At 69.5% G+C, this 16,067-nt stretch carries 13 protein-coding genes; 10 read left to right on the top strand and 3 right to left on the bottom strand.

The window, feature by feature from the left end; genetic code table 11:
- Positions 1–15 precede the first annotated feature (15 nt).
- The 7 genes from FLP10_RS08190 (at position 16) to FLP10_RS08160 (ending at position 9,284) form a co-directional block, all read left to right on the top strand.
- Positions 16–1,416, top strand: a complete 1,401-nt coding sequence (locus tag FLP10_RS08190) for an extracellular solute-binding protein (protein ID WP_149160423.1) — start codon at positions 16–18, stop codon at positions 1,414–1,416.
- Entirely contained in the window at positions 1,416–2,363 is a 948-nt protein-coding gene (locus tag FLP10_RS08185) for a carbohydrate ABC transporter permease (protein ID WP_246150303.1), read from the top strand. Before FLP10_RS08190 ends, FLP10_RS08185 begins: the two co-directional genes overlap by 1 nt.
- A complete protein-coding gene (locus tag FLP10_RS08180) occupies positions 2,360–3,217 on the top strand; it encodes a carbohydrate ABC transporter permease (protein WP_149160422.1) in 858 nt (285 codons plus the stop codon). The genes FLP10_RS08185 and FLP10_RS08180 overlap by 4 nt, the downstream gene beginning before the upstream one ends.
- The gene (locus FLP10_RS08175; RefSeq protein ID WP_149160421.1) at positions 3,217–4,293 is read left to right on the top strand and encodes an ABC transporter ATP-binding protein; all 1,077 of its coding nucleotides are present in this window, start codon (positions 3,217–3,219) and stop codon (positions 4,291–4,293) included. The genes FLP10_RS08180 and FLP10_RS08175 overlap by 1 nt, the downstream gene beginning before the upstream one ends.
- On the top strand, positions 4,290–5,546 hold the full coding sequence (locus FLP10_RS08170) for a CehA/McbA family metallohydrolase (protein ID WP_149160420.1): 1,257 nt from the start codon (positions 4,290–4,292) through the stop codon (positions 5,544–5,546). The genes FLP10_RS08175 and FLP10_RS08170 overlap by 4 nt, the downstream gene beginning before the upstream one ends.
- 12 nt (positions 5,547–5,558) lie before the next feature.
- The gene (locus FLP10_RS08165; RefSeq protein WP_149160419.1) at positions 5,559–8,447 is read left to right on the top strand and encodes a glycoside hydrolase family 38 N-terminal domain-containing protein; all 2,889 of its coding nucleotides are present in this window, start codon (positions 5,559–5,561) and stop codon (positions 8,445–8,447) included.
- Between the two features lie 72 nt (positions 8,448–8,519).
- Positions 8,520–9,284, top strand: a complete 765-nt coding sequence (locus FLP10_RS08160) for a GntR family transcriptional regulator (RefSeq protein ID WP_149160418.1) — start codon at positions 8,520–8,522, stop codon at positions 9,282–9,284.
- 82 nt (positions 9,285–9,366) lie between these two features.
- On the opposite strand, the gene FLP10_RS08155 is transcribed toward FLP10_RS08160, so the two are convergent.
- The 3 genes from FLP10_RS08155 to FLP10_RS08145 form a co-directional block, all read right to left on the bottom strand.
- Positions 9,367–10,740 carry an aminotransferase class I/II-fold pyridoxal phosphate-dependent enzyme gene (locus tag FLP10_RS08155; protein ID WP_149160417.1) on the bottom strand — a complete coding sequence of 458 codons (1,374 nt, stop codon included), beginning with the start codon at positions 10,738–10,740 and terminating at the stop codon, positions 9,367–9,369.
- Between the two features lie 121 nt (positions 10,741–10,861).
- Complete coding sequence (locus FLP10_RS08150; RefSeq protein WP_149160416.1) at positions 10,862–11,281, bottom strand: rhodanese-like domain-containing protein; 420 nt, start codon at positions 11,279–11,281, stop codon at positions 10,862–10,864.
- An 11-nt stretch (positions 11,282–11,292) separates the two neighbouring features.
- Complete coding sequence (locus tag FLP10_RS08145) at positions 11,293–12,879, bottom strand: NtaA/DmoA family FMN-dependent monooxygenase (RefSeq protein ID WP_168209137.1); 1,587 nt, start codon at positions 12,877–12,879, stop codon at positions 11,293–11,295.
- On the opposite strand from FLP10_RS08145, the gene FLP10_RS08140 reads away from it, so the two are divergent.
- The 3 genes from FLP10_RS08140 to FLP10_RS08130 all read left to right on the top strand — a co-directional run bounded on the left by FLP10_RS08140 (position 12,858) and on the right by FLP10_RS08130 (position 16,066).
- Positions 12,858–14,123, top strand: a complete 1,266-nt coding sequence (locus tag FLP10_RS08140) for a FecCD family ABC transporter permease (RefSeq protein WP_149160414.1) — start codon at positions 12,858–12,860, stop codon at positions 14,121–14,123. The genes FLP10_RS08145 and FLP10_RS08140 overlap by 22 nt on opposite strands.
- Positions 14,120–14,911, top strand: a complete 792-nt coding sequence (locus tag FLP10_RS08135) for an ABC transporter ATP-binding protein (protein ID WP_149160413.1) — start codon at positions 14,120–14,122, stop codon at positions 14,909–14,911. Before FLP10_RS08140 ends, FLP10_RS08135 begins: the two co-directional genes overlap by 4 nt.
- Positions 14,912–14,974: 63 nt before the next feature.
- Positions 14,975–16,066, top strand: coding sequence for an ABC transporter substrate-binding protein (locus tag FLP10_RS08130; protein ID WP_149160412.1), 1,092 nt, complete (start codon positions 14,975–14,977; stop codon positions 16,064–16,066).
- The last annotated feature ends 1 nt before the right edge of the window (position 16,067 follow it).

The following is a 16,067-nucleotide window of genomic DNA, read 5'->3' as shown; positions in this document are numbered from 1 at the left end:
AGAGAGAGGTCGAAGATGATCCACCAGAGGCGAACCACCGCCGCGCTGGCGCTCACGGCGGCAGGAGCACTCCTGCTCGCGGGCTGCTCGAGTGCCGAGCCCGAAACCACCGACGACGGGCCGGTCACGCTCACCATCACCGCCAACGCCATCACCGGGGGCAAGAACGCGGCCGAGGCCGACTGGATCGCCGACTGGGTGATCCCCGAGTTCGAGGCCGCGATGGAGGCGGACGGCAAGGACGTCACCGTCCAGTTCGAGCCGCAGGGCGTCGACGACGAGAACTACAAGACGAAGATCGCCCTCGACCTGCAGTCGGGCGAGGGTGCCGACATCATCGGCATGGACGGCATCTGGGTCGGCGAGTTCGCCGAGGCCGGGTACATCAAGCCCCTCGCCGAGGTCGGCGGCGACGCCGTCGACGGCTGGGACGGCTGGGACCAGATCCCCGACGCCGTGCAGTCGGCGCTGTCGTTCGACGGTGAGCGGTACGGCGTGCCGCAGGGCGCCGACGGCCGGGTGCTCTACTACAACACGGCGCTGTTCGAGCAGGCGGGCCTGCCCGCCGACTGGCAGCCCGAGAGCTGGGCCGACGTGCTCGACGCCGCGCGCGAACTGAAGAAGCTCGACGGGGTCACCCCGATCCAGCTGAACGCGGGCACCGCGATGGGCGAGGCCACCACGATGCAAGGGCTGCTGCCGATGCTCGTGGGCACCGGTGAGCAGGTCTACGAGGACGGCAAGTGGGTCGGCGACACCGACGGCCTGCGCGACGTGCTCGACCTGTACAAGACGATCTACATCGACGAGGGGCTCGGCGACGCCGTGCTCCAGCAGGAGGCCGCGGGTCGCGACACGTCGTTCCAGCTGTTCGCGGCGAACCAGATCGGCATCCTGCTCGAGGGCGACTACTTCTGGCGGAGCGTGATCAACCCCGCCGAGGGTGTCGGCACCGCGCCGATGGCCGACCGCGACACCATCGTCGGTTACACGAAGATCCCCGCGATGGAGCCCGGCTCGGGCATCAAGGACCAGGACTTCGTGTCGATGTCGGGCGGCACGGGCCGTGTGCTCAACCCGAACAGCGCGCACCCCGAGCTGGCCTGGGAGCTGCTCGCGTTCATGAACTCGGCCGACGCCTTCGAGGCCCGCAACGCGGGCACGCTGTCGATCACGCCCCGAACCGATGTCAACGACAAGATGCTCGCCGACGACCCGATGCTCACGTTCGTGAGCGAAGAGGTGCTGCCGATCACCGCGTACCGTCCGCCGCTCGCCGCATACCCGCAGGTCTCGACGGCGCTGCAGCAGGCGTCGCTCGACGTGGTGTCGGGCACCAGCGTGGACGATGCCCTGGCCGACTACGTCGACTCGCTCAGCGACATCGTCGGGGATGACGCGATCTCGGGCAACTGATGACGACGAGCACCACCATGCCGCCGGCGGGGAGCGCGACTGCTCCCCGCCGGCGGCGGGCCGACGACGTCGCCGGTCTCGGCACCCTGCGTGCCGGGCTGTTCGTCGCGCCCGGGTTGATCCTGATCGGCGTGTTCCTGCTCTTCCCGGCCCTGTGGACCATCTGGCTGGGCATGACCGACTACCGGCTGACGGGCCTGCAGGCCGCGTCGCCCGAGTTCGTCGGCCTCGACAACTACCTCGACGCGCTCACCGACGGCGACTTCTGGAACTCGCTCTGGCTCACCCTGATCTTCGTGATCGGGTCGGGCATCATCGGCCAGACGCTCATCGGCTTCGGACTGGCCTGGTCGATCCGCGACCTGCGCGGCTGGGCGAAGGGGCTCATCGAGGGCCTCGTGCTGGCGGCGTGGGTGATCCCCGCGTCGGTGGCGTCGTTCCTGTGGCTCGCGCTGCTCGACCGGCGGTCGGGCACGGTCAACGAGCTGTTCGGCATCCAGGGCACCGCGTGGCTGATCGACCACCCGATGGAGGCGATCATCCTCTTCAACATCTGGGTCGGCACCGCGTTCTCGATGCAGTTGTTCTCGTCGGCGCTGAGCGCCGTGCCGCCCACGCAGATCGAGAGCGCCAAGATGGTCGGCGCGTCGCAGTGGCAGCAGCTGCGCGACGTGATCGTGCCGAACATCAAGGGGCACATCCTCACGAACACGCTGCTCATCACGCTGTGGACGTTCAACACGTTCACGCCGTACCTCGTCACCGCGGGCGGACCGAACGGCAGGACCGAGATCCTGTCGGTGTACATCTACAAGACGGCCATCCCGGGCGGGCAGCTCGGCATGGGCGCGGCGATCTCGCTCATCATGCTGCTGATCAACCTCGTGATCGCGCTCGGCTACGTGCGCGTCGCGCAGGGCCGCCGGCAGGGAAGGAGGAAGCGATGAGCGCGACCCCGGTTCGCACGGTCGCCCGGAACCGCAGCGTGCGGTACTTCGTCTCCAGGGTGCTCTTCACCGTCGTCATCACGTTCGTCGGGCTGGCGTTCGCGCTGCCGATGGTGTGGCTGGTGCTGGCACCCTTCGACGCGACTCCGACGCTCTCGCTCGAATGGCCCGACTGGACGCTCGACAACTTCACCCGGCTCGCCGAGAACCCGTACGCGCTGCGGTCGATCGGCAACTCGCTGCTGCTCGGCGTCGGCACGATGCTGATCGTCATCGTGCTGGGTGCGCTCGCGGCGTACGCGATGAGCCGTATCCGCATCCCGGGCCGCGATGGCATCCTCTACGGGCTGCTGCTGCTCTCGTCGATCGTGACGGGCACCGCGGCGATGGTGCCGACGTTCCAGATCATCACGCAGCTCGGGTTGATCAACAACTACGTCGGGGTGCTGCTGGTGCTGGCCGGCGGCATCCTGCCGACCGTGATCTTCATCCTGAAGGACTTCATGGATTCGATCCCGAAGTCGTACGAGGAGTCGGCGCGGCTCTACGGTGCGGGGCCGTTCCGCATCCTGCGCGATGTCGTCGCTCCCATCGCCCGGCCGGGGCTCGCGTTCATCGCGATCTGGACGATCGTGCAGGTGTGGAGCAACTTCCTGGTGCCGTTCATCCTGCTGCGCAGCCCCGACCTGCAGCCGGCGGCGGTGCTGATGTACACCTTCTACACCGAGAGCGGCCAGGCCGACCTGCGCCTCATCTCGACGTTCGCCCTGCTGTTCTCGCTGCCGGTGCTCGTGATCTACTTCGTCGTCAACCGACGTTTCGGTTTCCGCTTCCATGGAGGTATCAAGTCCTGATGGCCGGCATCACCGCCACCCAACTCGTCAAGGAGTACCCCGGCGGGGTTCGCGGCGTCGACGAGGTCGACGTCGAAATCCGCGACGGCGAGTTCTTCGCCCTGCTCGGCCCGTCGGGCTGCGGCAAGACCACCCTGCTGCGCTCGATCGCGGGCCTCGAGGCGATCACGGGGGGCACCCTCGTGATCGGCGACCGGGATGTCACGAACGCCGAGCCCGGGGTGCGCGGCGTCGCGATGGTCTTCCAGGACTACGCGCTCTTCCCCCACATGGATGTCGCGGACAACATCGCCTACCCGTTGCGGATCAAGCGTGTGAAGCGCGACGAACGCCGCGCGAAGGCCACCGAGGTCGCCGACGGGCTGAGCCTGCAGGGGCTCACCGAGCGCCGGCCCGGTCAGCTCTCGGGCGGGCAGCAGCAGCGCGTCGCGCTCGCGCGCGCGGTCGCCACCCGGCCCGACGTGCTGCTGCTCGACGAGCCGCTGTCGAACCTCGACGCCCGGCTGCGACTCGAGGCGCGCACCTTCCTGAAGGAGCTGCAGCGCGACCTCGGCGTGACGACGGTGTTCGTCACGCACGACCAGGCCGAGGCGCTCGCGCTCGCCGACCGCATCGCGGTCATGAAGCAGGGCAAGCTGCAGCAGATCGGCACGCCGCGCGAGGTGTTCCAGCGGCCGAACAACACGTTCGTGGCCGGGTTCATCGGCTCGAACCCGATGAACCTGGTGCCGGCGCGTGTCATGGGCGGCGCGGTCGACGTGCACGGCGCGCGCGTGCCGCTGCCCCCTGAGGCGGAGGGCGCCGTGACCGAGGGGCAGCAGGTGATCTGGGGCGTGCGCCCCGAGTACCTGCGCTGGTCGGCGACCGAGGAGCCCGGTGCGATCGCCGCCGAGGTGAGCGTGGTCGAGAACCTGGGTGCGAGCCTGCTCGTCGCCGCGCACGCGGGCGAGCATCGCATCCAGGTGGTCGTGCCCGAGGACACCGAGCTCGAGCCCGGGTCGGCCGGATGGCTCGTGCCGCAGACGGCGAAGACACTGCTCTTCGACGCCGAGTCGACGGAGCGCATCGGCCGATGAGCGTGATCCGCGAGCGCATCCGGGTGACGCCCGAGCTGCAGAACGACGACCGCTACCACGAGGTGCCGTTCGAGGTGCCCCCTGGCACGCCCTCGATCGAGGTGTCGATCGACTTCGACGGCTCGGTCGCCGGCATCGATCTCGGCTGCGAGGGCGCGGCCGGATGGCGCGGATGGTCGGGCGGGGCGCGCACCGACTACGTCATCGAGGCGGATGCCGCGACCCCCGGCTACCTGCCAGGCGCCCCCGAGCCGGGGATCTGGAAGGTCGTGCTGGGCTTGCACCGCGTTCCGGCGGCGGGCGTCGACGTGGATGTCACAATCAGCCTGCCGGCGACCAGGCCGGCGCCCCGGCCCGAGGCGGTGCCGACGGTCGCGCGCACCGTGCGCGGCAGCGACCGCGGGCTGCCGGCCGAGCCGGGACTCACCTGGTTCGCGGGCGACTTCCACGGGCACACGGTGCACTCCGACGGGCGGCTGCCCATCGGCGGCCTCGCGGCGCTGGGCGTGGCATCCGGTCTCGACTTCCTCGCCGTGACCGACCACAACACCGTGAGCCACCATGCCCACCTGGCCGCGGAGGGCGCCGCGCACGGCATCACATTGCTGCCGGGCCAGGAGGTCACCACCCATCTCGGGCACGCGAACGCCTTCGGCGACATCGGATGGATCGACTTCCGCCGGCCCGCGCAGGAGTGGGTCGACGAGGTCGAGCGGCGCGGCGGCATCCTGAGCATCAACCATCCGATCTCGGGCGACTGCTCGTGGGTGCACCGGCTCGATCGGCGGCCCGCCGCCGTCGAGCTCTGGCACTCGACCTGGTACCTCGAGCTCATCTCGACGGCGCCGTTCGCGTGGTTCCGCACCTGGCCGCAGGGAGCCACCCTGCTGGGCGGCAGCGACTTCCACCTGCCCGAGGAGCCGCAGCGCCCCGGTACGCCGACGACCTGGGTCGCCGCGGAGGACGACTCGGCCGAGGCGATCCTCGAGGGCGTGCGGCTCGGACGCACGGCGGTGACCGGCGCGGCCGAGCTGGTCGACGGTGTCGGCGTGCCGCAGCTCATGGCCGCGCCCGCGCTGGTGCGCGTCGGCGACGAGCTCGTCGCGGTCGACGCCGACGGGCTGATCCTCGTCGACGGTGCCGGCCGGCGACGGATGGTCCGCGGCGCACGCGCCGGATTCACCCTCGACCGCGCCGACGGCCCCTTCCACCTCGCCGACTCGGATCGGCGCATCCTCGCCCTCAGCGCCTGACGGAGCTTCCGCATGACCCAGCCGACCAACCCGACCGCCGACTCCATGCCGAAGACCGAGGAACCGACGATGCCCGCTCCCGACGAACTCGTGATCGTGCCGCACACCCACTGGGATCGCGAGTGGTACGAGCCGCACGACGTGTTCCGGCTGCGGCTCGTGCACATGCTCGACCGGCTGCTCACGACGCTCGAGCAGAACCCCGACTTCCGGTTCACCCTCGACGGACAGGCCGCCGCCGTCGACGACTACCTCGAGATCCGGCCCGAGCAGCGCGAACGGGTCGCGGCGGCGGTCGAACGCGGGCAGCTCGCGATCGGCCCGTTCCTGATCCTGCTCGACGAGTTCCTCTGCGACGGCGAGACCATCGTGCGCAACCTCGAGCTCGGTCTGAAGTCGAGCCGTCGCATCGGGCCCGAGATGCGGGTCGGGTACCTGCCCGACATGTTCGGGCACGCGGCGCAGATGCCGCAGCTGCTGCGCGGGTTCGGCATCCGGCACGCGGCACTCTGGCGCGGTGTGCCCGCGCGCGTCGACCGGCACGCGTTCGCCTGGCGCTCGCCCGACGGGTCGGTCGTGCGCACCGAGTACCTGCTCGACGGGTACGGCAACGCGCTCGACCTGTTCGCCCTGCCCGGCCAGCTCGAACAGCTCGTCGCCGAGTACGGCCGGTCGATCGCGAGCTGGTACGGCGCCGACCCCATCCTCGGCATGCTCGGCACCGACCACAGCGCGCCGCCCGCCGACCTGATGGACGTCGTCGGCGCCGCGACCGAGGCGGGCATCGCGACCCGGCTGTCGGTCGACACGATCGAGGGGTACGTACGCCGGGTGGCGTCCGAGTGGGACGCCGGCGACGACACCGCGCTCGACGGGTGGCCCGCGGTCGACGGCGAGCTGCGCTCGCACGCACGCGGCAACCTGCTGCCCGGCGTCTTCTCGATCCGCACGAACCTGAAGCGTGCGATGGCCGACGCCGAGCGCCGGCTCTTGGTCGCCGAACGGCTCGACGCCGCATTCGGCGCCGACGACCACCGCGCGTTCTTCGACACCGCGTGGTACCGCCTGGTGGAGTCGACCGCCCACGACTCGGTCACCGGATGCGGGGTCGACGCCACCGCCGACGAGGTCGAGAACCGGCTCGTGACCGCGGCGCACGTCGCGCGCGGCGTCGTGCTGCGCACCATGGAGCGGCTCGCGGCCGCGGTGCCGCCCGAGCGGTTCGTCGTCGCCAATCCCGCCGGGTTCGCGCGTCGCGCCCACGTCGAGGTGCGGCTCGACGACCCCGCGCGACGCGAGCTCGGTTCGGGCGTGCAGCTGCTCGACGGGTTCCCCGAGGTGCTCGGCGACGAGGTCATGCGCACCTCCGATCTGCGCCGGCTCCTGGCCCGCATCCACGGGCGCGAACTGTTCGGCCAGCTCATCAACGACTGGCGGTTCACCGACGAGGGCCTGCGGTTCGACGTCGCCGAGGCGCCGGTGGGCGAGTTCGACCTCGCCGCGTTCGTCGTCGAGTTGGAGCGACGCATCGCGAGTGACCCCGACGACGCACGCACCTGGCGGGTCGAGATCATCGCGGCGCCCCGGCGGCGGGCGATCGTCGGGGTCGACGTCGGCGGCCTCGCCGCGGTCGAGGTCGACCCCGCGACGGCGACCTCGCTCGGGCATACGGGAGGCGACGTCGTGCGGGTCGGCGCCGACGGGCGGACGCTCGCGAACGCGTCGCTCGCGGTCGTCGTCGGCGAGACCGGCTCGGTGCGCATCGAGACGGCGGGCGGCGCGGGCGGCGAGCGCACCGTGCTCGAGGACGCGCTGCGACTCGTCGACGAGGGCGACCGCGGCGACTCGTACAACTACGGCCCGATGGCCGCCGGCACCGTCGTCGACACCCCCGACGCGGTCGAGATCACGGTGCTCGAGTCGGGGCCGATTCGCGGCCGGGTGCTCGTGCGGCGGCGCTACACCCTGCCCGCCTCGATCGATGCGATCGACCCCGACCGCCGCGTTGCGGCGCAGGTGCCGCTCGACGTCGACACCGTGCTCGAGCTGCGCGAGGGCGAGCCGATGCTGCGCGTCACGGTCGAGTTCACGAACCTCGCCGCCGACCACCGCATGCGGCTGCTCGTACCGACCGGCGCGAGCGAGCTTCCGACCTCGGCGGCGGCCGGCCAGTACGCGGTGACCGAGCGCGGGCGATCCGGTGAGGGCGGCTGGGGCGAGTTCCCCCTGCCGACGTTCCCGGCCGCCCGGTTCGCCGCGGCCGGGGCGGCGACCCTCCTCGTCACGAAGCACTCCGAGTACGAGCTCGTCGCCGACGAGGCATCCGGCCAGGACGCCCTGGCCCTCACCCTCGTGCGCTCGGTGGGCCTCATGAGCGTGAACATCCATCCCCTTCGCGACGAGCCCGCCGGGGCGCAGTTCCCGGTGCCCGGCGCGCAGTACCTCGGGGCTCGCGTGCGCACCGAATTCGCGGTGCTGCCGTCGCCCGATGGCTGGGCTGCGGCCGACGCGCCGCGCTGGGCCGAGCTGCTGCGCAGCGAGCCCGAGGTCGCGCGCGGCACGCGCGGCGGGCCGGCGGTGGTCGGCGGCGTCGCGGGCGCGGGCGGTGCGGCCGACGCGGCAGGGCTTCCGGATGTCTCGGTGCTCGAGGTCGGCGGATCGGTCGTGCTCGAGTCGTTCCGACGGGTCGAGGCAGCCGACGGCACGGGTGCGCTGGAGGCGCGGTTCGTGAACTACGGCACCTCGCCCGCGCGGCTCGCCGCCGTGGCATCCGGAACCTGGGATCGCACCGATCTGACCGGGCGCGTCATCGAGCGTGATGTGGATCTCGCCGGGTTCATGATGGGTCCGGCGCGGATCGAGACGTTCCGCAGCCGCGGGAGCGCCCCAGATCGGGGGTGAGTGGGCGGTCGCGGTACTCCGCAGCCCGCCCACCCGTCTACTGTCACCACATTCGGACATTCTGGAGGCCACATGGCACAGCTCCCCGAGCAGCGGCTCCCCGTCGAGCTGTTCCTCGACCTCGACCGCTCGGGCCCGGTGCCGCTGTACTACCAGGTGGCGCAGCGCCTCGAGCAGGCGATCCGCGACGAGACCCTGCCGGCCGGTGCGCGCCTCGAGAACGAGGTCGCGCTCGCGAGCCGGCTGGGGCTGTCGCGGCCGACGATCCGCCGGGCCATCCAAGACCTCGTCGACCAGGGCCTGCTGGTGCGGCGCCGCGGCATCGGCACCCAGGTCGTGCACGGCCGGGTCACCCGCAACGTCGAGCTGACCAGCCTCTACGAAGACCTCGAACGCGCCGGGCAGGAGCCGACGACCACCGTGCTCGACGTCGCGTCCGCGACCGCCGACGAGCGGGTCGCCGAGGCGCTGGGCGTGCCGGTCGGCAGCCCGACGCTGCACATCCGCCGCCTGCGGTTCGCCGACGGCGTGCCGCTCGCGATCCTCGACAACGTACTGCCCGCCGCCTACGCCGACCTCGAGCGCGACGACCTCGAACGGCACGGGCTCTACCAACTGCTGCGCGCCCGAGGCGTCACGATGCGCGTCGCCAAACAGCGCATCGGCGCACGCGCCGCGACCGCGCAGGAGGCCGACCTGCTCGACCTGCGCCGCGGCGCGGCGATCCTCACGATGTCGCGCACCGCGTTCGACAACGCCGGCGTGGCCGTCGAGTACGGCCAGCACTGCTACCGCCCCGACCGCTACGCGTTCGAGGTGACGCTGGTGGAGCGGTAGGGGGTCTTCCCGACCCCGCTGCACCCGACCCGCGCAGCGCGGGGTGCGCGCGGCGCGCGGTGCGCGCGGCGCGCGGTGCGCGTCAGTCGTAGTGATCCGATGGATCCGCTGACGTCGTTGCGTGCACGATGGCTCGGGCGATGCGAGCGACTTCTTCGGGATCGTCACTCAGGTTCAGCGTCACGATGCGGAGGTATCCGCGCGCGGCCGGCGTCGCGAACGCGCGGCTTCCGGCGCCGACGAGGATGCCTTCGGCTGCGAGTCGAAGAAGTGCCCGCTGCTCATCGGCCACAGGAACCCACGCGACGTGACCCTCGGGGCCCCGTGAAGCCTCGAGCCCCTGGGCGCGGAGCGCGGCGATGAGTGACTCGCCTCGAGCGCTGTACGCCTGAGCGGCCGTCGCGAGCTTGCGTTTCGCGTTCGGGTCGTCGATGAGGTGGCTGAGCGCGTCCTGCAGGATACGACTGGTTGCGGCGACTCCGTGACTCCGGGCATCCGCGATGCGAGTGAGAAGCCGCTCCGGCCCTCCGATCACTGAAGTTCGGAGGTCGGGCCCATAGCTTCGACAGTACGTCCTCACGTGCACGACCTGCTCTGGGAGCGTCCGGCCGAAGGTTGCCACGTCGCGGCGGGCCAGCGGCCCGACCGAGTCATCCTCGACGATCACGGTGTCCGCGGAAGCCAGCAGCGACCCGAGTTCGTCAACGCGGGACGAAGAAGGATGCCCCGAGAGGGCGAATGGCGCGTGCACCTGGAACACGTAGACACGCGCCCCGGCGTCCAACGCGATGCGCAACGACCCGGGTACGGGCCCCTGTTCGTCGAGTTCGACTCCGATGAGTCGTCGTCCGAGCGCTGCGAGGCGCTGGAGCAATCCCGGCTGCGTGGGTTCGTCCAACGCGACCAGATCACCGGGTTCGGTGTTGGCGACGATGGAGAGCAGCACGGCTTCGGCGCCGCCACCCGAGGCGAGGAAGGATTCGGCCTCGAAGGGCCACGTGGGTTGGGCGGAGGAGAGCAGCCGGGGCGTGATGGGTTCTCGCGTCGGCGCGTTGAGGGCGGGGTCGGTCAGCGCGGATTCGAGTGCGTCGCGGAGATCGGGAAGCAGGTACCGGTCCGCGTGAAGCAGGGAGAGATCGGTCAGCACCGGCCTGGATTCCACGACCGCTGGAGCCCGACCCGGCGCAGTCGCGGGATCCACCACGAACGAACCGCCGCGACGTCTGGTCTCGATCACGCCGCGATCCCGAAGGACTCGCCATGCGGAGCTCACGGTGCGAAAGCTCAACCCGCTCGAGTCCGTGATGGATCGGATCGTCGGCAATCGCGATCCTGGCGGCAACTGCCCTGAGTCGACGTGGCGCAGGATGAGCTCCACGACATCCTCGGAACTCGTGGCGCCACGCAGCGGCGGGAACCCGCTGGCGGAGGTGTCGAAGTCGATGGTGTGAGACATGTGCAACAAACTCTAATTGTTACCGTGCCTACGAGCGATATGTTTTCGATTGCGGGCGACGAACGGGGGACACGAGAGGCCCGGCTCGCGCTGCTGCAGCGCGTGCCGGGCCACCCTGGTACTACTTGGCTTCAGCCGTTTCGACGGTCGGTCGACCATCGGCGACCCAGGCGCGGAAGCCGCCGTCGATGTGCTTCGCTCGCACGCCCCGTTCGACCAGGGCCCCGACGACGGGATCCGATCCGAAGGGCGAATTGCAGTACACGACGACCTCGCGCGCCGGGTTCTCAGCCAGGAGCTTGCTGAGCTCGCTCGCCGGCTGGAGGAGTTCCTCGAGGTCGCGCCGATCGACGATCACCGAACTCTCGATGGTGCCGGTCGGGTTCGGCGGGTGATCGTGGTTGTGGTGACGCCCTGCGTGCGGGTCGTGGCCCGACGAACTGGGGCGGACGTCGAGGAACAGTGCCCCAGCGTGCAGCAACTCCTCCGCTTCCGCTGTCGAGACGAGTTGTTCCGTGTTGACAAGGACCTTGTCGGCCATCGTGCTTCCTTTCACTGTTGGGTCGGGATCGGGGGAGGGGGGATTCGGTAGCGCTCGCGGAGTGTCGTGCCCGCCCTCAGGCGGTCATGGATGCCACGTCGTTCGAGTTCGGGCAGGAGCAGATCGATGACATCCTCGGCACCGCCCTGCAGGAGTTCGGGAGTCAGGTTGACCCCGTCGACCGCTCCGGCTTCGAACCAGGTCTGCAGGGTGTCTGCGACATCCGCCGCATCTCCGATCAATCGCGTCTCGCTGTCCTCTCGCTCCGACCCGAGGATGCGCGCGAGTTCGCGAATCGTCGGCGGGCGATGTGTTGCGATCACGGCGTGCGTCCGCTCGACGAACGATCGATAGCCCTGAGATTCGGCGGGATCGGGGAGCTCGGGGATGGGCCCATCGGGGTCGTATCCGCGCAGATCGATCCCCTGGATGAGTGCGAGGTTGCCCAACACGCTGCGGTAATCGACGAGCCCGTCGAGCTCTCGGGCGGTTCTCTCCGCTTGCGCGCGATTCGGGCCGACGATGACGCGGAACGAGGCGAACACGGCAACGGAATCCTCGCCGCGGCCTGCGAGGAGTGCGCGGCGTCGGATGTCATCGCGGAAGGCGATCGCGTCGCTCAGCGTCCGCGGCGACGCGTACACGCCGTCCGCATGCCTGGCACCCAGTTCCCGGCCCGCGTCGGACATGCCGGCCTGGAACACGAGTGGCGCGCCCTGCGGGCTGCGGAGTGAGTTCAGGGGCCCCGCGACGCGGAAGTGGGCACCCGAGTGATCGAGCGATCTCACCGATCTGCGATCCCAGAACCGGCCGTTCTCCTGATCGAGGACGAGTGCTTCGGCAGCCCAGCTGCCCCAGAGCCCGCGTACGACATCGATGAACTCCGCCGCCCGCTCGTATCTCTCGTCGTGTGCGGGCAGTTCGTCGAGGCCGAAGTTCGGGGCCGCTCCGGGCGACCCGCTGGTCACGGCGTTCCACGCCGCTCGCCCCGCGCTGATGTGGTCCAGTGACAGGACTTGTCGGGCCAGGACGAAGGGGTCGGAGAATGTCGTCGAGATCGTCCCGATGAGTCCGAGTTCGGTGGTGACCGCGGCGATGGCCCCGAGCAGGGTGAGCGGTTCGAAGACGGCCGGGGGCGTTCCCTCATCGTCGACGGCGACCAGCTTGTCGGCGAAGAAGAACGCGTCGACCCCGCCGCGGTCGGCCCGAACTGCCAGCCGCAGCAGCGCGGCGATGTCGTTGACCTGACGCGGGTCGGTTCGAGGGTGCTTCCACGCTGCAGTGTGCCCGCCTGCAGGCTTGATGTTCAGATTCACCCCGAGTCGTCGCTCGTGTGTCGGCATGACCCCTCGTTCCGTTTCGGCGAGGTGGGAGGTCCCCTCGCGCTTCGATCTCACTCGGAACATACTGCGGATCAAAACCGGCCCAAGGGGCGGAACATAGTCGGACGTAATACGCAGACATAGACGGAAATACGAATGTGATCCGCCCTTGACCGAGCTACCGTCGGGTTCCTCACGAGGTGCGGCATCGCCGTCTTGGCCGATGACACCGCGGAGGGAACCAGGAGGCGAACGTGCTGTGGACTGCCCGCTCAAGCGGCACTGCCCAAATCGAGCCTGCGCTCGTCGGCTCGAGGATCGAGCCGTCGGGTGCCGAGCGGTCAGGTGACCGCGTCGTCGAGCGAGAACCCGACCGCGTCGTCGAGCGAGAACCCGACCGCGTGGGCGAGGACCCAGCACCCTCGGCGAGGAATCCCCCTCGATCGGCACTTTCGCACCGCACTCCGGTCTCGGAGGGAAAGCTGCGATGGGCTCGCCGCCATCCTCGCACCACGATCGTCGCGGGCGGCGTCGTCGCGATCCTGGCGCTCCTCTGGGCGACATCGGTTGGAGCAAGCGACGCCAGCATCGTGGACGTCGCCCGATCCATCTGGTTGGTCCTCACCGGCGCCGAGGCACCCGAGCCGTATATCGGGGCGCACAACGTCATCATGCAGCTCCGAATCCCGAGAACGCTGCTCGCCTTCCTCGCGGGCGCCGTGCTGACGGTGGCGGGGATCGTGCTGCAAGGTCTCCTCCGCAACGATCTGGTCAGCCCGTACACACTCGGTGTATCGCCGGCCGCGGCATTCGGCGCCTCGCTCGTCATCCTCCTCGCGCGAGACTCGGCGGCCGGTACCGACTGGCTGATCACGCTCTCTGCAATCTTCTTCGCCCTGCTGGCATCCGTACTCGTGCTCTCGCTGGGAGCGGTGCGAAAGATGGCCATCGTCACGCTCGTGCTGCTCGGTATCGCGTTCACCCAGCTCTTCGACGCGTTCACCGACACCTTCAAGCTCATCGCCGACGAGAACACCCTGTCGGAGATCGTGCACTGGGCCTACGGATCGGTGAACGGGGCGAGCTGGGGGCAGGTGGCGATCGTCGGCGTCGCGCTTCTGTTCGGATTCCCCTACTTCCAGGGGCACGCGAAGCGGTTGAACGCCATCGCGTTCGTCGGTGACGACACGGCGACGAGCCTGGGCGTCAACGTTCCGGTGCTCCGCGGCCTTCACATCGGCATCGCCGTCGTCCTGACCGCGATCGTCGTCTCGTTCGTGGGAGTCGTGGGCTTCATCGGACTGGTCGGGCCGCACATCGCACGGTTCATCATCGGCTCCGACCACCGATACCTGTACGTATTCGGAGTCATCGTGGGGGGCACGCTCCTGGTCGCCGCGGACGTCGTCGGCAAGGTGATCATGCCGCCGACGATCATCCCGCTGGGCATCGTGATCGCGTTCATCGGGGTCCCGCTCTTCCTGCACCTCGTCATCCGTGGAGGGGGTGCGCGGTCATGACGCTCGCGGTCCACAACGTGTCGTTCGGCTACCGGAAGAACTGGGTTCTCACGGATGTGAGCCTGACCGTCGAACCCGGTCGGCTCCACGCTCTGCTCGGACCGAACGGATCCGGCAAATCCACGCTGTCCAAGGTCATCACGGGTGTGCATCGCCCCGCCCGCGGACACGTCTCGTGGCAGGGCGAGGATCTGCGCCGACTCGACCGCAACACTCGCGCGAAGCTCTTGGCGTACGTCCCCCAGAGTGTGTCCCAATCGTTCGAGCTCACCGTTCGCGAGGCCGTCCTCCTCGGTCGCACACCGCACTTCTCCTACCGCCCCTCGACAGAGGACTGGACGATCGTCGACCGTGCGATCGAAGACCTCGGGCTCGGCGAGCTCGCCTCGCGCGACACCGCAGCGTTGTCGGGCGGGCAGGCGCAACGGGTCGGCATCGCTCGTGCGATTGCGCAGCAGAGCAAGGCACTCCTCCTCGACGAGCCGACCAGCGCGCTCGACCTTCGGTATCAGGTGCAGACCTTGGAGAAGATCCGCGAGCTGACCCGCAACCGGGGTGTCGGTGCACTGGTGGCGATCCACGACCTCACCCTCGCGGCGGCTTTCAGCGACACCGTCACCCTGCTCGACCGCGGACGCGTGTTCTCGACCGGTCGGCCCGCCGAGGTATTGACCGAGGCCGCGATCGAGCGCGTCTACGGACTCGAGGTCGAGGTCTTCGACCGCCGAGGTCGTCTGCACATCGATCCGGTGCTGTCCGAGAGAAGCTCCGCGGCGACGGCTGCCTGACGAAGGCACACCCCGATCTGCAGAGATCACCCACCCGCACAACAACACGTCTGGAGAATCAGCATGGCAATCAAGAAATGGATCCCATGGGCCGGCGGAATCGCCGTTGCCGCAGTGGTCATCGGCGTCGGCACGGCCCTCGTGGTGAATCAGAACGCCCGCGATGGGGCACAAGCCGCCGCCGGCCCGATCGAGACCGACGCGATTACGATCTCGGACATCCAAGGGAGAGAGTTCACCTTCGATGAGCGCCCGGAACGAATCGCCGCGTACCTGAGTTCCAGTGTCGAGCTGCTGCTGGCACTCGGTCTCGCCGACAAGGTCGTGGCAATCGACGAGACCTCCAAAGCACGTCTCAGCTACACCGACGCATTCGACGATGTCGTGACCGCCGGGGTCAGCTCTGCGGAGATCGACTACGAGGCCCTGGTCGCAGCGGATCCCGACGTGGTGTTCGTGCCCGAGGGCACCGCCGTCGACGAGGCCGCGGCGCAGCTCGAGCCGTTCGACATCCCCGTCGTCGTGCTGACCGTCTGGCACACCGCAGAGTGGGAGCACAACCTCGACCTGCTCGGTGAGCTCTTCGGCGTGCAGGAGCGGGCCGCTGACGCCAAGGCGCTGACCGACCGGGTTTCCGAACTGCTCGGTCGCCTCGACGGCGTCGAGCCGGTCAGCATCTACTACGAGAGTGACGTCGACTACAGCACGCGGGCGGGGAACACGCCGCACAATGCGCAGCTCGTGCAGGGCGGCTTCGACAGCATCGCCGCCGACCTCACGACGAACGACATCGATCCCGAGTTCATCCTCTCGGAGAACCCCGAGTTCATCACCCGTCAGCTCGGTGATCAGAACTTCACGCCGTCCTCGCCGGAGGCTGCGGATGCGCTGTTCGAGGGACTCCTGAGCCGCCCCGGTTGGAGCGATCTCGCCGCAGTCAAGCAGGGGAACGTCATCGTCTACGACACGTGGCCACTCGTGACTGCGGGCTGGAACTTCGCCCCGCTCTACTACGCGAAGTGGTCGCACCCTGAACTCTTCGAGGACGTCGAGCCCAGTGCGCTGGTGGAGGAGTGGACGACCGAGTTCCTCGGCGTCGACTATCCGGGCGACGAGGAGTACATCCACACCCTCGACGAGTACCTCACCCGCTAGC

Source organism: Agromyces intestinalis, from assembly GCF_008365295.1.
In the GTDB taxonomy this organism is placed as follows: Bacteria; Actinomycetota; Actinomycetes; order Actinomycetales; family Microbacteriaceae; genus Agromyces; species Agromyces intestinalis.
This window is presented reverse-complemented; position numbering and strand designations above follow the sequence as displayed.

What these genes read in the sequence shown, in the direction of transcription:
- FLP10_RS08190 (WP_149160423.1), top strand. Translation starts at nt 16, where the DNA reads ATGATCCACCAGAGGCGAACCACCGCCGCGCTGGCGCTCACGGCGGCA.
- FLP10_RS08185 (WP_246150303.1), top strand. Translation starts at nt 1,416, where the DNA reads ATGACGACGAGCACCACCATGCCGCCGGCGGGGAGCGCGACTGCTCCC.
- FLP10_RS08180 (WP_149160422.1), top strand. Translation starts at nt 2,360, where the DNA reads ATGAGCGCGACCCCGGTTCGCACGGTCGCCCGGAACCGCAGCGTGCGG.
- FLP10_RS08175 (WP_149160421.1), top strand. Translation starts at nt 3,217, where the DNA reads ATGGCCGGCATCACCGCCACCCAACTCGTCAAGGAGTACCCCGGCGGG.
- FLP10_RS08170 (WP_149160420.1), top strand. Translation starts at nt 4,290, where the DNA reads ATGAGCGTGATCCGCGAGCGCATCCGGGTGACGCCCGAGCTGCAGAAC.
- FLP10_RS08165 (WP_149160419.1), top strand. Translation starts at nt 5,559, where the DNA reads ATGACCCAGCCGACCAACCCGACCGCCGACTCCATGCCGAAGACCGAG.
- FLP10_RS08160 (WP_149160418.1), top strand. Translation starts at nt 8,520, where the DNA reads ATGGCACAGCTCCCCGAGCAGCGGCTCCCCGTCGAGCTGTTCCTCGAC.
- FLP10_RS08155 (WP_149160417.1), bottom strand. Translation starts at nt 10,740, where the DNA reads ATGTCTCACACCATCGACTTCGACACCTCCGCCAGCGGGTTCCCGCCG.
- FLP10_RS08150 (WP_149160416.1), bottom strand. Translation starts at nt 11,281, where the DNA reads ATGGCCGACAAGGTCCTTGTCAACACGGAACAACTCGTCTCGACAGCG.
- FLP10_RS08135 (WP_149160413.1), top strand. Translation starts at nt 14,120, where the DNA reads ATGACGCTCGCGGTCCACAACGTGTCGTTCGGCTACCGGAAGAACTGG.
- FLP10_RS08130 (WP_149160412.1), top strand. Translation starts at nt 14,975, where the DNA reads ATGGCAATCAAGAAATGGATCCCATGGGCCGGCGGAATCGCCGTTGCC.